The following is a 17,036-nucleotide window of genomic DNA, read 5'->3' on the forward strand; positions in this document are numbered from 1 at the left end:
TGGGGCATCGATCGCGAGCGCGTGCGTCGAACCGGAGCCGATGGGGATCTCGTGAGCAGTCTGAAATTCGGGACGAGCGGCCTGCGAGGTCTCGTGACCGACCTCGTCGGCGGGCCGAGCTACGCCTATGCCAGCGCATTCTTCCGGTCCGTCTCGGCGGATGACACCCACCGAGCGGTGGTGATCGGGCGGGACCTGCGCGACAGCAGCCCCGGCATCGCTGCCACGGTGGCTGAGGCGGCCGCAGCCGCCGGCTTCACCGCGATCGATTGCGGCGCCCTGCCGACCCCGGCCCTGGCCCTCGAAGCGATGCGGCGCGGCGCCTATGCGGTCATGGTCACGGGCAGCCACATCCCCGAGGATCGCAACGGCCTGAAGTTCTACCGTCCCGACGGCGAGATCACCAAAGCCGACGAGGTGGCCATCCTGGCCGCCCTGGCGGACATCCCGGCCGGCGGCGAGAGACCGGCGGCGTCGTCCGCGACGCCCGAGCCCGACGCCATCACGCGCTACCAGCAGCGCTACGCCACCGCCTTCGCGCCGGACATCCTGAAGGGCCTGCGCATCGCGGTCTATCAGCAGAGCTCGGTGGCCCGCGACCTGCTGTCCGAGCTGCTCGCCGGCTTTGGCGCGCAGGTGACGCCGATCGGTCGGTCGCAGGTCTTCGTGCCGATCGACACCGAAGCCCATCGTCCCGAAGACATCGCCTTCATCCGCGATGTCATGGCACCGGGGTCTTTCGACGCCCTTGTGACCACGGACGGCGACGCCGACCGGCCGCTGGTGGCCGATGGGACGGGCCGGATCCTGCGGGGCGACGTGCTCGGGCTCATTACGGCCCGTTACCTCGACGCCGACACGGTGGTGGTGCCGGTCACGGCCGGCTCGGCCCTTGAGCAGTCCGGGGGCTTCCGGACGGTTGTGCGCACGAAGGTCGGCTCGCCGTTCGTCATCGCCGGCATGGAGCAGGCGACGTCTGCCGGGGCGCGGATCGTCGCCGGCTTCGAGGCTAACGGCGGCTTCCTGCTCGGATCGGACGTCACGCTCCACGGTAGGACTTTAGCCGCCCTTCCGACGCGCGACGCGATGCTGCCGATCCTCGCCACATTGGCAGCGGCGCGCGCGACCGGCACCGCCCTCGCAGATCTCGTGGCGTCCCTAGATGCGGGCGAGATGGCGAGCGACCGCCTGCCCAACACCCCGTCCGACACCAGCACCGCCTTCCTCGAGCGCCTCCAGGATGCGGACTACCGCGCCGCCTTCCTCGGCCCGATTGGGTCATCCAACTCGATCGATCAGCAGGACGGGATCCGGATCGAACTGAACGGCGGGCGCACGATCCATTTCCGGGCTTCGGGAAATGCGCCCGAGCTGCGCTGCTATGCGGAGGCCAAGTCGGCGCAAGAGGCGCAGGACCTCGTCCGATGGGGACTTGCCTCCGCCGCGACCGCGATGGCGGCAAACGCCTGAACCCTCACGAAGCCTCGGAGCGATGCCCGAACAACGCAAGAAGCCGGGGCTCTCTTCAAGGCGCGCTGACGACCTTCACCTCTTGGCGCGACCGCGCGGGGAAGGCCAACGGACGGGCTTCGCGCGACATGCCCGATGGCCACACGCGCCCTGCTACCGGTCGGCGTACCCCGCCGCGACGGACCTGCGCAGGCCCGCTTCGAGATCGATGTGCGGCTGCGTCGAGTGCGCAGGTGCCGGTCGTCACGTTCCTGCGCCGGGTCTGGTTGCAGAACTTCCGCCTCAACGAACGTGACGATGACGCACTGTACGCAGACGATCGGGTCCGGTGGCGCGCCGAGACCGACAGCAATCCGACCGCCCACACGATGGTCGCCTCGCCCTACGACCTGGACGTCCATAACGCGAAGAAGTGCATCACCTGAATCGATCACGAGGTCCACATCACGGAGCGGTACCACGACGGCGGCCGCCGGTGATCGCCCACAGAGCGTCGATCCCGGCCCGGTCTCGAATCACGCGGTGCTCGGCCGGCGGCACATCGCGCTCGCGGCGGAGGACCTGCTCCAAGCGCACGATCTCGTCGACGTCGCCTCCATCGACGCTGAAGGCGTCGCGTCGACCATGGCTTATCACGGTGGCGACCTCATCGGGCCAATGCCGGGGAACAACCAATTGGAGGCGGGCACCGAGGGAGCATTCGCGCTCGAAGATTTCCAGCTCGATCGGTATCGCTAGGTCGCTGTCGACCCGGCCGGCCACAGCAGCCGGATCCGGCTTTTCGACTGCAACTTCGGACCTAAGGTGGTGCACACCCGGTTGGCGATGAGGACCACAATGCCTGCATCCTGCAATGGCGCTGCACGCGCTCGGAGCGCCGCCTGGGGACACCGCGCTCGTGAGAGGAACATGGGGCACACGGCGGCACGGGCGCGCGAGGGTCAGCCAGCTGTCGCACTGCCGACCGGGGAAGGCGAGTCGGTTTCGAGGGCACGTGTCGCGCGGGATGCGGGCGATGTGGCTGCGCGGAAGTCGCCATCTCGCCTTGGCCAATTCGGCACGGCTGAGATTTGACTACAGCACTTGGAGACGACCGCTCTTATCAACCTCAATCGCCTCGCTGCGCCTGGATCGACGACACGCCCGCCGCCAGAACCCCGCGCTCCGCCTTCACGCGCCTTATGGCTTGGCCGACAGGCGCGTAGGCGTTAACCGGCAGGATCGAAAACGGGGCGTTCCCGATCCGGGCACGCCCCGCCTGCGTCAGAAGTGCGAAAGGACCCCAGTTTGCCGTGTCGCTCGACAACGGCTTACGTTGGGTTCGTGCCAGTGCTGGCGAGCCTGCATCGAGTCGCTACGGGGTTGGGGTTGGCGGAGGGAGGTCCCTTTTTGCATTCTGGACGAGGCTCGCTCGATCAGTGAATGACACGTAGCGTAAGCGTATAAGATCTTTGGCTCCCTCTGGAGCTCGGGTGTGGACCGGCTTCCAGCCCCTTGCTGCGGAACGAGGCGCATAATGTTGAAAGGCCGTCTCGTCGGTCGCGTGGCCGAGCAGTGCCGCGACCTCGGTTCGGGTCTTAGCAGCCTTCAGGCGTGCCGCCGCGACGTGCCGACAGGTGTAGGGAGTGACAAGGCCTCCTGATCAAACCGGGGATCCCCGTCGCTATGCAGGCAGCCCGGAGAGCCCTGCGAATTCCGGCATGCACCCGGCGCCAGTCACCATCGGCCGTGGCCCGTGCCAACGCTGCGATGAACTCGCCGAGCCCTTGGATGTAGCCCTCGGAATACGCGTCCAGCTCGATCGTCCGAGTCGATCCGTTCGCGCGGCCATTGGAATTTTTGCCGTTCTGGACGACCAAGCTGGTGCCAATGATCTGAGCCGTTGGCCATTCGCTTGGACGCAGCCCGAGAAGCGACGTGTAGGAGAGGTAGGGCCGCGCGAGGAACGCGTACCGGTGGCGTAGGCCTAAGAGGGCCGCGTCAACCGCGTTGAATTCGGTCGCGGTCAGGGACTTCCGCTTGTCCGCGCTTGTGCGCCGAGGCGTCTTGATGGCCCGTGGGGCGGCGAGACGGCCGGTTTCGGGGTCCACCACTTCAGCCAGGAGATCAAGAGCTGTGTCTATGAGCTTCGATCTGGCCGGCTTCGATATGCCGAGGTAGACGAGGCATTCCCGGATTGAGGCTCGATAAGTCCGGATCGTGGACCGGGACCAGCGATCCTTTTCGCCCAGGAACCACTCGGCGAACTGAATCGGCGTGAGCGGATCGATCCCGGTCTCTCGGGTCGCCATTTCCAGGAGAAGGGTACCTCGCTTAAAATAGGCTTTGACGGTCGCCGGCGCTCGTGTCCGGTCTCGATTGGCTGGATCCACCACTGACCACCCCTGTTACATGCGCCGAGAGCCCTCTCCGCCGGCCGCATTCACAGCGTGCTCACCAACCACGAAAATCGCCATCGCACTCCGGCCTACCCGCCCAGTCTTCTGGTCCGAGTCCAAAGGCGGCAAGCGCCACGGCCTCGTACGCGTATCGCCGATGTGGGCGGCAGAACGTGTGTCCCTCGTCCGCGCAGATGAAAGCCGCGCGCGCCTCGCAGCCGCGCTCACTGCATCGGGCATACCACCCGGAATTTGGCAAGCGATCGATCAGGTCTTGGACATGGGTACGTTGAAGGTCGCGTGTCCACTCTGAAAAGGGCACAGACGCCTCGGGACGCCGGTTACCGTCCCGCGAGGGTTTACGCCGTCCGGCAACCTTGACGGCCGCTGGCTCCGTCACTGCGATATCCTCAAGTTTGCGATTTAGAGCCTCGCATGAGGAGGGTTTCAGATCGGGGTCCGCACCGACACTCGGTTCTAGGCCTATAGCCGCATGCGGTAGCGACAGCCGCATTTCCGATAGGGTCGGATCAAGGGTTCGAATGTCTTGGACGACCTTGCCGGCCGCTGGCGCCGTTATTGCAGCCTCCTCGAGTTCGCCATTCAGCGGCTCGCATGAGGCAGGTTCCGGATCGGTATCCGCACCGACACTCGGTTCTAGGCCTATAGCCGCATGCGGTAGCGACAGCCGCATTTCGGATAGGGTTGGATCAAGGGTTCGAATGTCTTGGACGACCTTGCCGGCCGCTGGCGCCGTTATTGCGCCCCCGTCGAGTTCGCCATTCAGCGGCTCGCATGAGGCAGGTTCCGGATCGGTATCCGCACCGACACTCGGTTCTAGGCCTATAGCCGCATGCGGTAGCGACAGCCGCATTTCGGATAGGGTTGGATCAAGGGTTCGAATGTCTTGGACGACCTTGCCGGCCGCTGGCGCCGTTATTGCGCCCCCGTCGAGTTCGCCATTCAGCGGCTCGCATGAGGCAGGTTCCGGATCGGTATCCGCACCGACTCTCGGTGCTAGGCCTATAGCGGCATGCGGTAGCGATAGCCGCATTTCGGATAGGGTTGGATCAAGGGTTCGAATGTCTTGGACGACCTTGCCGGCCGCTGGCGCCGTTATTGCGCCCCCGTCGAGTTCGCCATTCAGCGGCTCGCATGAGGCAGGTTCCGGATCGGTATCCGCACCGACACTCGGTGCTAGGCCTATAGCGGCATGCGGTAGCGATAGCCGCATTTCGGATAGGGTTGGATCAAGGGTTCGAATGTCTTGGACGACCTTGCCGGCCGCTGGCGCCGTTATTGCGCCCCCGTCGAGTTCGCCATTCAGCGGCTCGCATGAGGTATGCTCCGGATCGGTGTCTGCACCGACACTCGGTGCTAGGCCTATAGCGGCATGCGGTAGCGATAGCCGCTCTTTGGTGAGGCTCGGTTCAAGAATTGGAATGTCCTGGACGATATTGATTGTCGCTGGCGCCGTCATTGCGACCTCCTTGAGTTCGCAATTCAGCGACTCGCATGAGGTATGCTCCGGATCGGTGTCTGCACCGACAATCGGTGCTGGGTCCATAGTGACACGCGGTGTCGATAGCTGGTCTGTGGCGAGGACAGGAAAAAGGGTTCGAATGTCCTGTCCGCGGCTCGTACGCCACGTCCAATCGATGTGACCGCGCGACCGCAGCTGCAATATCGCATTCTTGACGGTGTTCTCCGCCACCCCCAGTTCGGCGGCGATTTCCGCATCCGTCGCCCGGCAACCCGCTCGGCCAAACTCAGAGCGATCCGCTAGGGCCCAGGCCACAAAGCGGGCGGCGCGCCGTATCTCCCGGTCCCATCGGACATTGGCCGACCAAGCTCGTACTGAATCCGCTACCGTCATGGCTATGCTCGCTCGCCTGCAGGTCTCGGAAGGCTAGCAACGAACGTCGCAAGAGCGATGGCTGCACCGAATGTCGGTGCGCTTGCTACGGAGCGCTCGGGCGGGCACCAATCTCGCGCGACATCCGGAACCGCTCCCTCGCGTTGCCTTATGGTGGTATGTAGCTTCGAGGAAGCCTACGCGATCACCGGCCGGAGCCTGGAGGATCAAACTGCCAGACTCGTCTCGTTGTAGAGGGCACTCCTGCCCGTCGGCACATAGCTCGAACGCACGGCGAAGTGGACTTGCTCCAGCCAAGCAAGTCCAGTCCCGAATGCGGCTTGTCAGTGCTCGGCGTACTCCGCCGCGACGAGCCTGCGCAGGCCCGCCTCGAGATCGATGCGCGGCTGCCAGCCGACCCGGCCCAGGAACCGCGTCGAGTCGAGCATCTTGTAGGCCGCACCCTGGAACGAGCCGGGCGGGCTCACGAGGGGGACGGACCAGTCGAGGGCGACCAGGGCCGCCCGCGCTACTGCCTCGACGGTGATGGGGGTGTTGGCGCCGCAGTTGAGGATCTCGTTCTCGAACGCCCGGTCGGCCGCGAGGATCGCGTCGATCTGGTCGTCAACGTATAGCACCTCGCGGACGGTCTGCAGGTTGCCCCAGACCTCGAAGGCCTGCGCGCCCGCTGCCTTCTCCCGCACGGCCCGGTCGAGGAGGGCGCCGACGAAGTGGCTGCGATCGGAGGCCGTGTTGTCGTGCGGACCGTACAGGGTCGCCAGCACGCAGTGCAGGAAGCTCAACCCGTATTGGTGCGCGTAGGCCGCCGAGCCCGTCGCCAGGACCTGCTTGGCGAGCCCGTAGCCGATCACGGAGGGATGGGTCGGTCCCTGTCCGAAGCGCGCCTCGGGGAGGGGCTCGGCCGATTCCGGATAGGTGCAGGACGAGCCCGTGGAGACGAGCTTGGCCTGCGGCTGGTACAGGCGCCACGCCTCGAGGACGTTCAGGTGGATCCGGGCGTTGATCGCCAGGAGCTCGCCCTGGATGTCGTACTGAATTGCGCCGGTCCGCTGGCGGGTCACCACGTGGAAGATGCGGCCGGCCGGGGGGGCGTCGCGCAACGCCCGCTCGACATTGGCCCAGTCGGACAGGTCGCCCGCCGCGCGGCCGATCTCGACGACCTCGCGGCCCTCGGCCCGGAGCCGCGGCACGAGGTTGCGCCCGAGGAAGCCGTCCGCCCCGATGACGATGTCGCGCTCAGGCCCCGGCATGGCGGTACTCCTGGCGATACCACGCGATCGTCGGCCGCAGCCCGTCCGCGAGCCCCGTGAAGGTCGACATTCCGAAGCGCTCGCGCAGCCGCTGGTTGGTCGAACGGCGGGCGAGGACGCCGTGGGTCGTCGTGTCGGGGGCGTGGACGGGCCGGTCCTCTCCCGCCACCTCCAGGATGGTGCGGGCGAGGTCGAGCAGGGTCGTGGTCTCGCCGCGGCAGAGGTTGAGCGCGTCGCTCGTCTCCCGGATCGCGAGCGACCGAGCGAACGCGTCGACGACGTCGCCGACGTAGATGAAGTCGCGCTCGACCAGCGGGTTGCCCTTGATCGTGAAGCGCTCGCCCGGGGCCAACGCGCGCATCACGAAGGCCGGCAGGACATGCGCCTTGCGCGGATCCCTCGAGTCGTGGGGACCGTAGGGGTTGCTCAGGCGGAAGCTGATCGTGTGGATCCCGTAGCGCTCGGCGTGCAGGTCGGCGACCACCTCGGACCAGCGCTTCGACCACGCGTAGAAGGCCTCGTTCGGATTGGGCGGCGCGTTGAGGTCGACCGGCCGCGCGTCGTCGAGGGGGTCACAGGCCGCCGGATAGACCGCCACGCTCGAGGCCGCGCGCACCTCGCGGATGCCCTTCGTCAGGCAGAACCGGTAGAGGCGGTTGGCGATCTCGGCATTGCCGGTGAGCAGGTCGCTCTGCGCCGTCTCGAACTTGTCGGCGTCGTAGCGCTGCGCGGCGACGTTGACGACGATCGCGTCGGCGGGGACCGAGAGCGCCTCGAGGGCGTCGAAGCGCGCGGCCTCGGTCGCCCCCGGCACCGCACGGCCGGAGGGGCTGACCGCGATCAGCCGCGGCACGCGGCCGGCGAGATGCGCGACGAGGTTGCGGCCGACGAACCCGGTCGCACCGACGACGAGGACGGTCTCGGGCAAGGGGGCGGGGGGAAGGGCGGCCACGCTCAGGCTGCCGGCAGGTCGGCGGCGGTGATCACCTTGAGATCCGGCACCGGAACGATGAAGGCGCCGCCGTTCTCGAGGTAGCGGCGCTCGCGCGCCAGGAACTCGTCGATGAAGTTCCAGGCGAGCACCAGATAGGCGTCGGGCGCAGGCACGCTGCCCTCCTCGACGATCGGGATGCGGGCGCCGGGGATCAGGCGGCCGAACTTCAGCGGATTCTTCTCGGCCGCATATTGAACCAGCCGCGGGCCGATGCCGAAGGCGTTGAGCAGCGTCGCGCCCTTGGCCGGGGCGCCGTAGGCGTGGACCGTCTTCCCCTCGGCGTTCATGCGCTCCAGCAGATCGAGCAGCGCCGCCTGCAGGCGCCGGACGTTCTCGGCGAAGCCGACATAGGTCTCGAATGTGCCGTAGCCGCGGGCCTCCTCGTCGGCGCGCATGCGCTTGACCGCGTCGCTGACCGGGTGGGCGCCGGGGAAGCCGACATGCGCCTCGAGGGAGCCGCCGTGGACCGGCACCACGCTGACGTCGAAGACCTCCAGGCCGTGGCGCGCGAACAGCTGCTCCAGGGAGCGGAGCGTGTAGTAGCACAGGTGCTCGTGGTAGATCTGATCGAAGGCGGTGTTCTCGATCATGCCGCCCAGGTAGATCGCCTGCACGACGAAGACGCCGTCCGGCTTGAGCAGCGTGACGATGCCTTTCACGACACTGTGCAGTTCCTCCAGGTGGAAGAAGACGCCGGCGGCGGTGATCAGGCTCGCCGGCCCGTCCTGCGCGCGGACGATCTCGGCGGTCTCTTCGTTGAAGAAGCGGTTCAGTGTCGGCACGCCCGCGGCGCGAGCCAGTTCCACGACGTTGGCGGCGGGCTCGACGCCGCAGCGGCGCAGGCCGAAGGGCTCGTACTGCCGCAGCCACGTGCCGTCGTTGCTGCCGATATCGACGACGAGGTCCTGCGGCCCGAGGCCGTACCGCTCCACGAGCCGGGCCGCCGTCTGGCGGAAATGCTCCACCAGCGTCTTCGTCGTGCCAGAGACGTAGGGGTAGTCGCTGAACATGCTCTCCTTCGGGATCGTGTGATCGATCTGGACGAGCGTGCAGTCGTGGCAGAAGCCGGCGCGCAGGGGGAAATGCGGCTCGCGCCGGTCGGCGAGGTCCGGCGGGATCAGGCGGTTGCAGTGCGGCTGATCGGTCAGGTCGAGGAACAGCTCGACATCGCGTCCATCGCAGACGCGGCATGCCATGGCGAGTTTCGTTCCCGTCATCGTACGACCTATGACATCCGCGGCGCGAGACTCTACGTGCCCGAGACGCTTACCGGCTGAGCTGGAGGGGCGCAACGATCGCTCCGGCCCGGATCGACGGCAGGGCAGGACCACTGGATTCGACCCGATCCATACCGCCCGCACCCTCGCGCTGTTCAGCGCATCTCTGCCAAAAACACTACCAATATCTTCGATTTGGAAACAATCATGCCCGAAACCGCGTGGACGATACGCAAGTCGCACTACATCATGAAGGATCGATGGCTCGGACTCCGTGCCGACGACTGCGTGACACCTTCGGCCCACGTCCTCGATCCCTATTACGTGCTCGAGACCGCGGACATCGCCCTCGTGCTGGGCATCGACGCGGCCGATCACGTCATCCTCGTACGCCAATACCGGCACGCCTATGGGAGCCCGAGCCTGGAGCTTCCGGGCGGGGCCATCGACCCCGGCGACACGGATATCCTCGCGGCCGCCGAGCGCGAGATGCGCGAGGAAACCGGCTACACCTTTGCCGATGCCGAACGCGTGGTCACCCTCAACGCGGATCCGGCCCGCTACGCCAACCGCATGCATCTCGTCCGCGCGCGCGTGATCGCGGCCGGGCCGGCGCGTCCGGATCCCGGCGAAGACATCGCGGTGATGCGCGTGCCGCGGGCCGAGGCTCTGCGGCTCGCCCAGTCGGGCTCCATCGTCGGAGCCGTGCATGCCGCCATGATCCTGATCGGTCTGTCCGGCCGCGGATGAGGGGCGTCACCGGATTGTGGATCGAGCGATCGAACCGCTGACAAGGCCCGCGCGTTCCGCCAATACGATTAATCGCAGGTTAAAGAGCGGATTGAAGCGTGCCCGAGTACGACATCAAGATCGTCGCTCCGCGAGATCGGAAGGCCGCGGACGCCGAGCGCGAGACGCCGCCCAAGCGCCGGCTCGACTGGGACCGCGCCATGCGTGAGGCGGCCGAGGCGGAGCTCTCGATCCAGTCCCACGACTGAACCCGCCGCGCGGCGACGCGCGCCCTGGTCCCCCACACGTGTTGCCGCTTCCTAGCCCGTCAGCGCGGCCTCGCGCAGGAAGGCGAGCAGGTCGTCCGACCGGAAGTGATGCACGGCGAGCCCCGCCGCCCGGCCGGCGGCGAGATCGGTTTGCTGATCGCCGATCAGGAAGCTGCGCGCGCGGTCGATGTCCCAGTGGTCCATCAGGTCGAGGATCATGCCGGGTTCGGGCTTCCGCCAGCCGTGGACCGCCCTGTAGGCCTCCACCGTCCCGTCCGGATGATAGGGGCAGTACCGGAGATCATCGATATGCGCGCCCGCCGCGCGCAGGTCGTCCCGCATCCAGGCCGTCAGACGGGCGACATCGGCCTCGGTGTAGAAGCCGCGGGCGACCCCCGCTTGGTTCGTGACGACGAACACGAAGAAGCCGGCGTCGTTCAGCGCGCGGACCGCATCACGCGCGCCCTCCATCCAGTGGAACCGGTCCACGGAACCGACATAGCCGTGGTCGTGATTGAGGACCCCGTCCCGGTCGAGGAAGGCGGCCGGTCTCGTCCGGCGGGCCGGGATCTCCACCTGAGCGCGGTCGTAGCTCTCGGGCACGCCGATATCGAGAAAGTAACCGTCGTAGGCCTCGCCCACGACGCGGCCCTCGGCGACCAAAGCGGGCAGGACGTCCCGTTCCAGCGAGCAGGCCGGCGGGAAGCCCTTCAAGGCGTCGCGGCGCACCAGATAGACGCCGGCATTGACGAGACCGGGGCCCGGCTCGGGCGGCCGCTCGAGGAAGGCGGTGATCCGCACGCCGTCGAGGAGCGCGACGCCGTAGCGTGCCGCGTCCGGCACCCGGCGGAGCGACAGGACCATCGCCGCCTCCGGATGACGCGCCGCCAGGGCGGGCAGGGCCAGCAGGTTGACGTCGAACCACGAGTCGCCGTTCAGCAGGAGGAAGGTCTCGTCCGCCTCGGGGAGGGCGTGCACGACGGCGCCGCCGGTCCCAGCCTGCTCCGGCTCGATCGAGACCCGCAGCGTCATGCCGAAGCGTCGCGCGACTGGGTTGTCGGCGGCGTAGGCGCGGATCTTCTCGCTGTGGAACGAGGCCAGCAGCACGATGTCGGTGAAGCCGTGGCGGCCGAGCTCGAACAGCAGGACGTCCAGGAACGGCTCGCCCGCCACGGGCAGCAGCGGCTTGGGCATCGCCGACGTCAGCGCGCCCAGGCGGGTGCCGAATCCGCCGCACAGGATCATGGCCTGCCGGATGGGGCTGCCGGCGCCTCTCGGTCTCTCGGTCACGGGCCGCCCTTCACGCCGCCGTCCCGCGGGGGAACAGGCTTTCCTCGACGAGGCCGCACACGATGTGCGCGGCGGTGATGTGGACCTGCTGGATCAGGGGCGTTGCGTCCGACGGCGCATGCAGGCACAGATCCGCCCGCTCCGGCATCGCTCCGCCCGTCGCGCCCGTGAACGCGACGACCCGCACGCCCAGCGCCCGCGCCGCATCCATCGCCTTCAGCACGCTCGGCGAGCGCCCGGAGGTGGAGAGGGCGAGCAGGACGTCGCCCGGCCGCCCGAGGGCGAGCACCTGCCGCGCGAACACGTGCTCGTACCCGTAATCGTTGCCGATCGCGGTGATCACCGAGGTGTCCGTGGTCAGCGCCAGGGCGGCGGCGGGTGCCCGATCGTAATTGAGCCGCGAGACGAACTCGCCCGCGATGTGCTGCGCGTCGCCGGCGCTCCCGCCATTGCCGATCGTCAGGAGCTTGCCGCCGCCGCGCAGGGATGCGGTCACCACGTCGGCGATCTCGGCGAGGGTCGCCTGGAAGCGGGAATCGTCGAGGGCCGCCTGGAAGGTGTCGCGGGTCTGCGTGAGGAAATCGACGATCGCGCTCATGAGCACCTCGGTCCGTGACCGCGCCGGCCGACCTGTCGGGCCGTCCGGCGGGGTGATCGCTGCTGGGCTGGAGCCGTCCGGATCAGACGTTGGCGAACCGCGAATTGCGGATCATCCGGAAGCCCTTGATCAGCTCCTTGATCCCCCGGTCGAGGTCGAAGTCGGGGAACCAGCCGGTCGCCTCCAGCTTCGCATTGGACACGATGTAGTCGCGCTTGTCCGGATCCTCGCCGATCGGGGCCTCGACATAGACGAAATTCGGCACGTGCGCCTTGATGCGTGCGCAGAGTTCCAGCTTCGACAGGTTGGCGCTCGACAGGCCGAGATTGTACGCCTCGCCACGCATCCGGTCGTAATTGTCGATCGCGTGGATGAAGCCTTTGGCCACGTCGCGGATGTGGATGTAGTTGCGCTTGAAGTGGCCCTCGAAGACCAGGAGCGCCCGGTCGGTCACGGCCCGGTGGGTGAAATCGTTGACGAGGAGGTCGAGGCGCATGCGCGGCGCCATGCCGAACACCGTCGCGAGCCGCAGGCTGACGCCGCGCCCGCTGTCGAGCACGGCCGTCTCGGCCTCGACCTTGGTGGTGCCGTAGAGCGAGATCGGCCGCAGGGGCGACTCCTCTGTGCAGAACTTGCCGGCCTCGCCGACGCCGTAGCCCGAATTGGTCGTCGGGTAGACGATCCTCTGCTCGCCACCCGCGCGCTGGACCAGGGCGATCACGGCATCGCGGTTCAGGGTCGTGGCGCCGATCGCGTCCTCCTTGCACAGGGGTGCGCCGACCAGGGCCGCGAGGGGGATGAGCACGTCGTGCTTCGGGATCAGGTCGTCGAGGATGCGCGTGTCGCGGGCGTCGCCCTTGATCGGCTCGAAGGCGTCATACTGGCAGGCCGAGGACAGGTCCGGCCCTCCGGACTTGAACGTGTCGAGAACCGTGACGTGATGCCCGCGCTCCAGGAGCATCGGCACCAGGATCGTCCCGATATAGCCGGCGCCGCCGGTGATCAGAATTCGCATCGTTGCCTCTCGTCGCGATGAGCCGTCGGGCCGCCTGCGGCCGGGCTGGAATGATGGGCGGGCGCCGCTCAGCGGGTCTGGCGATAGATCAGGGTCGACCCGTCGACATCGATGCCGATCGGAACGACGGATAGCGGCGCCACCCGTTCGGTCAGAGCCGGAAGCCGGTCCGGATCGATGAGGGCGAGGAAGAAACCGCCCCCGCCCGCGCCGCACAGCTTCGCCCCGTAGGCCCCCGACGCGATGATCGCCTCGAACAGATCGTCGAGCACCGCATTCGAGACCTCACGCGACAGGGTCCGCTTGATGCGCCACGAGGCGGAGAGCATATCGCCGAGCTGCGTGAGCCAGCCGCTCGTCCCCGCCTCCAGCAGCGAGACGCATTCCTCGACGAGACGGTAGAGTTCGGACAATTCCTTGTCGATCGCGCGCGCGCGCGTCACGGCGATCTGGGCGGCGACCGTGGTCGTCGCGCGCCGCGCGATGCCCGTATGGACCAGCACCATCGACGCGTTGAGCTGTTGTGTGGCCGCAGAACTCATCTGAACGGGGGAGATGCGGATCGCGGAACCGCTGAAATCAAATCGGTTGATCCCGCCGAAGGCTGCGTGGAGCTGATCCTGGACACCAACGTTCTCGCGCAGGATTTCACGTTCGACTTCGATTGCCTTCTTCGACAATTCGATCTTCGTAGGCTTTTGATTCAATATCGCGTAGATCGTACGCAAGAAGCCAACTGTGAAAGCCGAAGAAGAGCCCAATCCGCTGCCCGCCGCAGGCAAATCGGAGATGATGCTCATATCAAGCCTGCGAGTCACGTCGAAATGCTTAAGCACCTCCCGAACGACCGGATGTTCGATTTCATAAATAGTGTTGCAATGCTCAACGCGGGAATAACTTAATCTATAATTGTAATCTTGACAGCCAATCAAATCGAGCGCTGCGATGATGATGTATTTATCAATCGCTGCGCCGACGACTGCGCCGGGCGCGCGCTCGAAGTACTCCGGATAATCGGTGCCGCCGCCGAACAAGCTAATACGCAGCGGTGTTCGCGTGACTGTCAGCATAGAAATTTTCCCAATTTTATATCCTCAGAACTTTTTCGATTTAAGTAGCTTCGATCTATAATTTCGGTTCGATTGCTAGAGCGATGCACGTGCACAGCCATGTCACCATGGAAATGACCGGCACCGAATGACTTCTCCTCGAAAAGTCGATGATCATCGTCAATATTCGAAGCATCGGCAGAAGTAATTGCATCATTATAATTGTTCTGATTTGACATGATTTCATCAATACGTTGGGCAACAAAGCTGAACTGATTTGAAATGCCTTTCTTTGGCCGCGTCAGATCGACAGCACCGGACCACTGCTCTTCAATTGGCAGCATGGACCGATTCCGGCCCTTCGGTGAACAAGTCGCGACGTCACCGTTCACGCGGCTCGCTCGCGAGGAGTCTGAGAAAGACCTGAGCGCAACCGATGCCACAGCTTTAACTACATCGGCCTCACTGACGACTACGACACGGTCCGACACGGCAATCTTTAGCCTGACCGCATCCGAAAAATCAGCATCCTGTGCGCACATGCCGGCCACGGCCACGAGTTTGAAGACAAATCTTCCGTAGGTCACATGCCTCCTTTATGGTTAAGGGATTGTAAACTCTGCAGATCCGTTCATCGCACCGCCCCAGAGGCGCTCCGCCGAGCCGCCAACATGACTCCTCTGCTGTTGCACGGCAGATTTAAATTAACATATTAGATAGACAATTAAATATGCCGGCATCTTAAATTTGTGCTAGCCGCACACCATTTACGACATCATCTTTAAAAAAAATCTACTGAGCAACAATTCGATCTTGCGGTCTGTATAAGATTAAAAATGCTGGGTTTGGCACAGGCTTGCCGCAGATCGCACTGATTCGACTGCATCGAATCAAATTCCGCCCCCGCATCTTAATTTTTAGATACGCTAACAGGAAAGGCTTTTAGATGTTAATTTACGGATCGTCGTCGGGATGCGGCGTGCTGGACGATCACAACTCATGCATGGCGATCCGCAGGTCTGCGCCGCCACTTCGCTGGTAGAGAGCGCTGATGCTCGCCATCCCTATCCAGCACACACAACCCCAGCCGCGTGCCGAGATCTCCCGCTCGCACGAGAGCTCCGGCACGCTGGCCTCACGCTACGGTGTGTCCATTGAGACCCGTCTAGCTATTGTCGAACGGCAAGAGATTCGCGCGCCGTCACGAAAGCTTCAACTAATCGCATTAGCCGCCTCACGGAGCCGCCACGCCATGACCGTCGAAGTAATGTTATCGCCTCTCCGTCCAGTGGCGCAACGAAGGCGGGATTGAGCCCGCGATCCTCCGCAATCCTGGCCACGATCGGTCCGAGCAATGCCTCCAGATCCGCGTGGCGCGGTGCCGGCATCTCCAGCTCGCGCAGGCGATCAAGCAACGGAGCGGGCAGGTTGCCCACCTCGTTGGCCGTGCCCAGCCACGAGACACGGCTGATGTCGGTCTCCGTCTGAAAACAAGGATCTTGGTAGGCCCGGGCGGTCTCCGGCTCGAGCATCGGAAGCAAGGCATCCCAAAGCCTACCGTGATCTGCGCGCGTTGCGGCCTTCTCCAACTCGTCGATCAGCATCAGCGGATTGGCGGTGCCAGACCGAGCCACCGCCATGATCGGATGCGCGGGCTCCGACGTTGCCCAACGACGATCAAGGCCACCCAGCGATGCGCCCGCGTCCCGAGTCGCATCGACTCGCCACAGCCCCAATCCAAGATGATGGGCGATCCTCGCGACAAAGCGGCTCTTGCCGGCTCCCGGCGGGCCGATCAGCAGGGTCGGTCGGAACGTGGCGTGCTCACGTCCGATCAGATCGGCAAGAAGCCTGTCGATCATGGCCTGCGCGTAAGGAAACTCGAAGGTCAACCGAGCGCGCACAGCCGCGAGATCCGGCACCTCGACGAGCGGGAGCGGCTTACCGATGATGTGCTCATAGCCGCGCGCGATGGACTTGCCGCGGTCGCTCCCGGTCTCCTGGATCGTTGGAACGACGAGAACGTGCCCCTTGGGCACTTCGGCGTATGGGACATCGGCGTCCGGTATCTGTGCCGTCGTCTCGACGGTCGCCGCCTTCTCGCGCCGGCGCGCCTCGTTTTGGGCGAGGCGAGCCTCGATCATCTTCCACCTGCACCGCTCCCGCGTCGCCGCGTTGTCTGCAACCGGCCGTGTCAAGACCTCCCCAACGGGTACGAGCGCGTGGACGAGTGCCACATCGCCGGCGAAGGCGTCATCGACGCCACAGGCCAGGGCGGCAGCCGCAGCGATGGCGCTGCTCGTCTTCTCGGAAAACGTCAGAAGCGCATCCTTGAGCGCGTCGTGCCAAGCTGCCTGCAGGGCGACAGCGAGATCGGTCGCCCCGGTTACATCCGTATCGGCGCCCGGTTCGGCAACGCGTCCGAGAGCGAGGCGCGTCTGCGCCTCGGCCAGGGCTGCGAACCCTTTCCGGAGGTCGAGAACCGCTTCGCGTTCCTGCCAAAGGGGCTGGGCCAAGCGCGCGGCAGCTCTGCGATCATCGCCGGCGCAGGAAAGCAGCGTCGCGACATCGGCCAACGCCCGCGCCACCGGCTGATCGCGCTCCACGGCCAACACGTCGAGGAACCGGATCAGGGCGGATCGTCGGGCGATCCATCGACGGTCACGCCATAAAAGACCGTCCGAAGAAGTCCTTGCCGCGATCCAGGCCGAGACCAGGGCCTCGGCATCCGGGGCGAGGGTGGTGATCTCCAGGGCGATCTCGGAACAGGCAGAATCCACGCGCAGATCCTGTGCAAGGCAGGCTCGCAGGCGGCGCGGAAGCATCGGTTCGAGCAGGCGACGTGCCGCTTCAGGGTCGATCTGCAAGGCAGGCGGGGTCGAAGAGAATGCCATCGGATTC

General features: G+C 65.7%; 15 protein-coding genes. 4 read left to right on the forward strand and 11 right to left on the reverse strand.

Annotated elements, in window-relative coordinates:
• The first annotated feature begins 51 nt into the window (after window positions 1-51).
• Together MCBMB27_RS03720 and MCBMB27_RS03725 are read left to right on the forward strand one after the other, a co-directional pair.
• On the forward strand, window positions 52-1,470 hold the full coding sequence (locus MCBMB27_RS03720; protein WP_075379896.1) for a phosphomannomutase: 1,419 nt from the start codon (window positions 52-54) through the stop codon (window positions 1,468-1,470).
• A gap of 233 nt (window positions 1,471-1,703) precedes the next feature.
• Window positions 1,704-1,895: a hypothetical protein gene (locus tag MCBMB27_RS03725; RefSeq protein ID WP_053608437.1), complete on the forward strand. Its 192-nt coding sequence runs from the start codon at window positions 1,704-1,706 to the stop codon at window positions 1,893-1,895.
• A gap of 19 nt (window positions 1,896-1,914) precedes the next feature.
• Here the strand turns inward: MCBMB27_RS03725 and MCBMB27_RS29385 are convergent, their stop codons facing one another.
• The 5 genes from MCBMB27_RS29385 to MCBMB27_RS03750 form a co-directional block, all read right to left on the reverse strand.
• The gene (locus tag MCBMB27_RS29385; RefSeq protein ID WP_139231711.1) at window positions 1,915-2,232 is read right to left on the reverse strand and encodes a hypothetical protein; all 318 of its coding nucleotides are present in this window, start codon (window positions 2,230-2,232) and stop codon (window positions 1,915-1,917) included.
• Window positions 2,233-3,047: 815 nt separating this feature from the next.
• Entirely contained in the window at window positions 3,048-3,842 is a 795-nt protein-coding gene (locus MCBMB27_RS03735) for a hypothetical protein (protein WP_139231710.1), read from the reverse strand.
• Window positions 3,843-6,047: 2,205 nt separating this feature from the next.
• Window positions 6,048-6,974, reverse strand: a complete 927-nt coding sequence (locus MCBMB27_RS03740; RefSeq protein ID WP_043386500.1) for an NAD-dependent epimerase/dehydratase family protein — start codon at window positions 6,972-6,974, stop codon at window positions 6,048-6,050.
• Entirely contained in the window at window positions 6,961-7,926 is a 966-nt protein-coding gene (locus MCBMB27_RS03745; RefSeq protein ID WP_075379899.1) for an NAD-dependent epimerase/dehydratase family protein, read from the reverse strand. Before MCBMB27_RS03745 ends, MCBMB27_RS03740 begins: the two co-directional genes overlap by 14 nt.
• A gap of 2 nt (window positions 7,927-7,928) precedes the next feature.
• Window positions 7,929-9,185: a class I SAM-dependent methyltransferase gene (locus MCBMB27_RS03750; protein ID WP_236952883.1), complete on the reverse strand. Its 1,257-nt coding sequence runs from the start codon at window positions 9,183-9,185 to the stop codon at window positions 7,929-7,931.
• 207 nt (window positions 9,186-9,392) lie between these two features.
• Here MCBMB27_RS03750 and MCBMB27_RS03755 point away from each other — a divergent pair, with 207 nt between their 5' ends.
• Both MCBMB27_RS03755 and MCBMB27_RS30135 read left to right on the forward strand, forming a co-directional pair.
• A complete protein-coding gene (locus MCBMB27_RS03755; protein WP_075379900.1) occupies window positions 9,393-9,935 on the forward strand; it encodes an NUDIX hydrolase in 543 nt (180 codons plus the stop codon).
• 98 nt (window positions 9,936-10,033) lie between these two features.
• Entirely contained in the window at window positions 10,034-10,183 is a 150-nt protein-coding gene (locus MCBMB27_RS30135) for a hypothetical protein (protein ID WP_164706398.1), read from the forward strand.
• Window positions 10,184-10,234: 51 nt separating this feature from the next.
• Here the strand turns inward: MCBMB27_RS30135 and MCBMB27_RS03760 are convergent, their stop codons facing one another.
• From MCBMB27_RS03760 to MCBMB27_RS30465, 6 genes are all read right to left on the reverse strand, one after another.
• Window positions 10,235-11,473: an HAD-IIIA family hydrolase gene (locus MCBMB27_RS03760; protein ID WP_236952884.1), complete on the reverse strand. Its 1,239-nt coding sequence runs from the start codon at window positions 11,471-11,473 to the stop codon at window positions 10,235-10,237.
• 10 nt (window positions 11,474-11,483) lie between these two features.
• Window positions 11,484-12,071 (reverse strand): D-sedoheptulose 7-phosphate isomerase, encoded by a 588-nt coding sequence (locus tag MCBMB27_RS03765; protein ID WP_075379902.1) that lies wholly within the window; start codon window positions 12,069-12,071, stop codon window positions 11,484-11,486.
• Window positions 12,072-12,153: 82 nt separating this feature from the next.
• Window positions 12,154-13,086, reverse strand: coding sequence for an NAD-dependent epimerase/dehydratase family protein (locus MCBMB27_RS03770; RefSeq protein ID WP_043349794.1), 933 nt, complete (start codon window positions 13,084-13,086; stop codon window positions 12,154-12,156).
• A 68-nt stretch (window positions 13,087-13,154) separates the two neighbouring features.
• A complete protein-coding gene (locus MCBMB27_RS03775; RefSeq protein WP_051976216.1) occupies window positions 13,155-14,156 on the reverse strand; it encodes a GHMP family kinase ATP-binding protein in 1,002 nt (333 codons plus the stop codon).
• A complete protein-coding gene (locus MCBMB27_RS29390) occupies window positions 14,150-14,722 on the reverse strand; it encodes a hypothetical protein (protein ID WP_139231655.1) in 573 nt (190 codons plus the stop codon). The genes MCBMB27_RS03775 and MCBMB27_RS29390 overlap by 7 nt, the downstream gene beginning before the upstream one ends.
• Window positions 14,723-15,304: 582 nt before the next feature.
• Entirely contained in the window at window positions 15,305-17,029 is a 1,725-nt protein-coding gene (locus tag MCBMB27_RS30465; RefSeq protein ID WP_236952885.1) for an AAA family ATPase, read from the reverse strand.
• Window positions 17,030-17,036 lie beyond the last annotated feature (7 nt).

The sequence above is a fragment of the Methylobacterium phyllosphaerae genome (assembly GCF_001936175.1).
In the GTDB taxonomy this organism is placed as follows: domain Bacteria; phylum Pseudomonadota; class Alphaproteobacteria; order Rhizobiales; family Beijerinckiaceae; genus Methylobacterium; species Methylobacterium fujisawaense.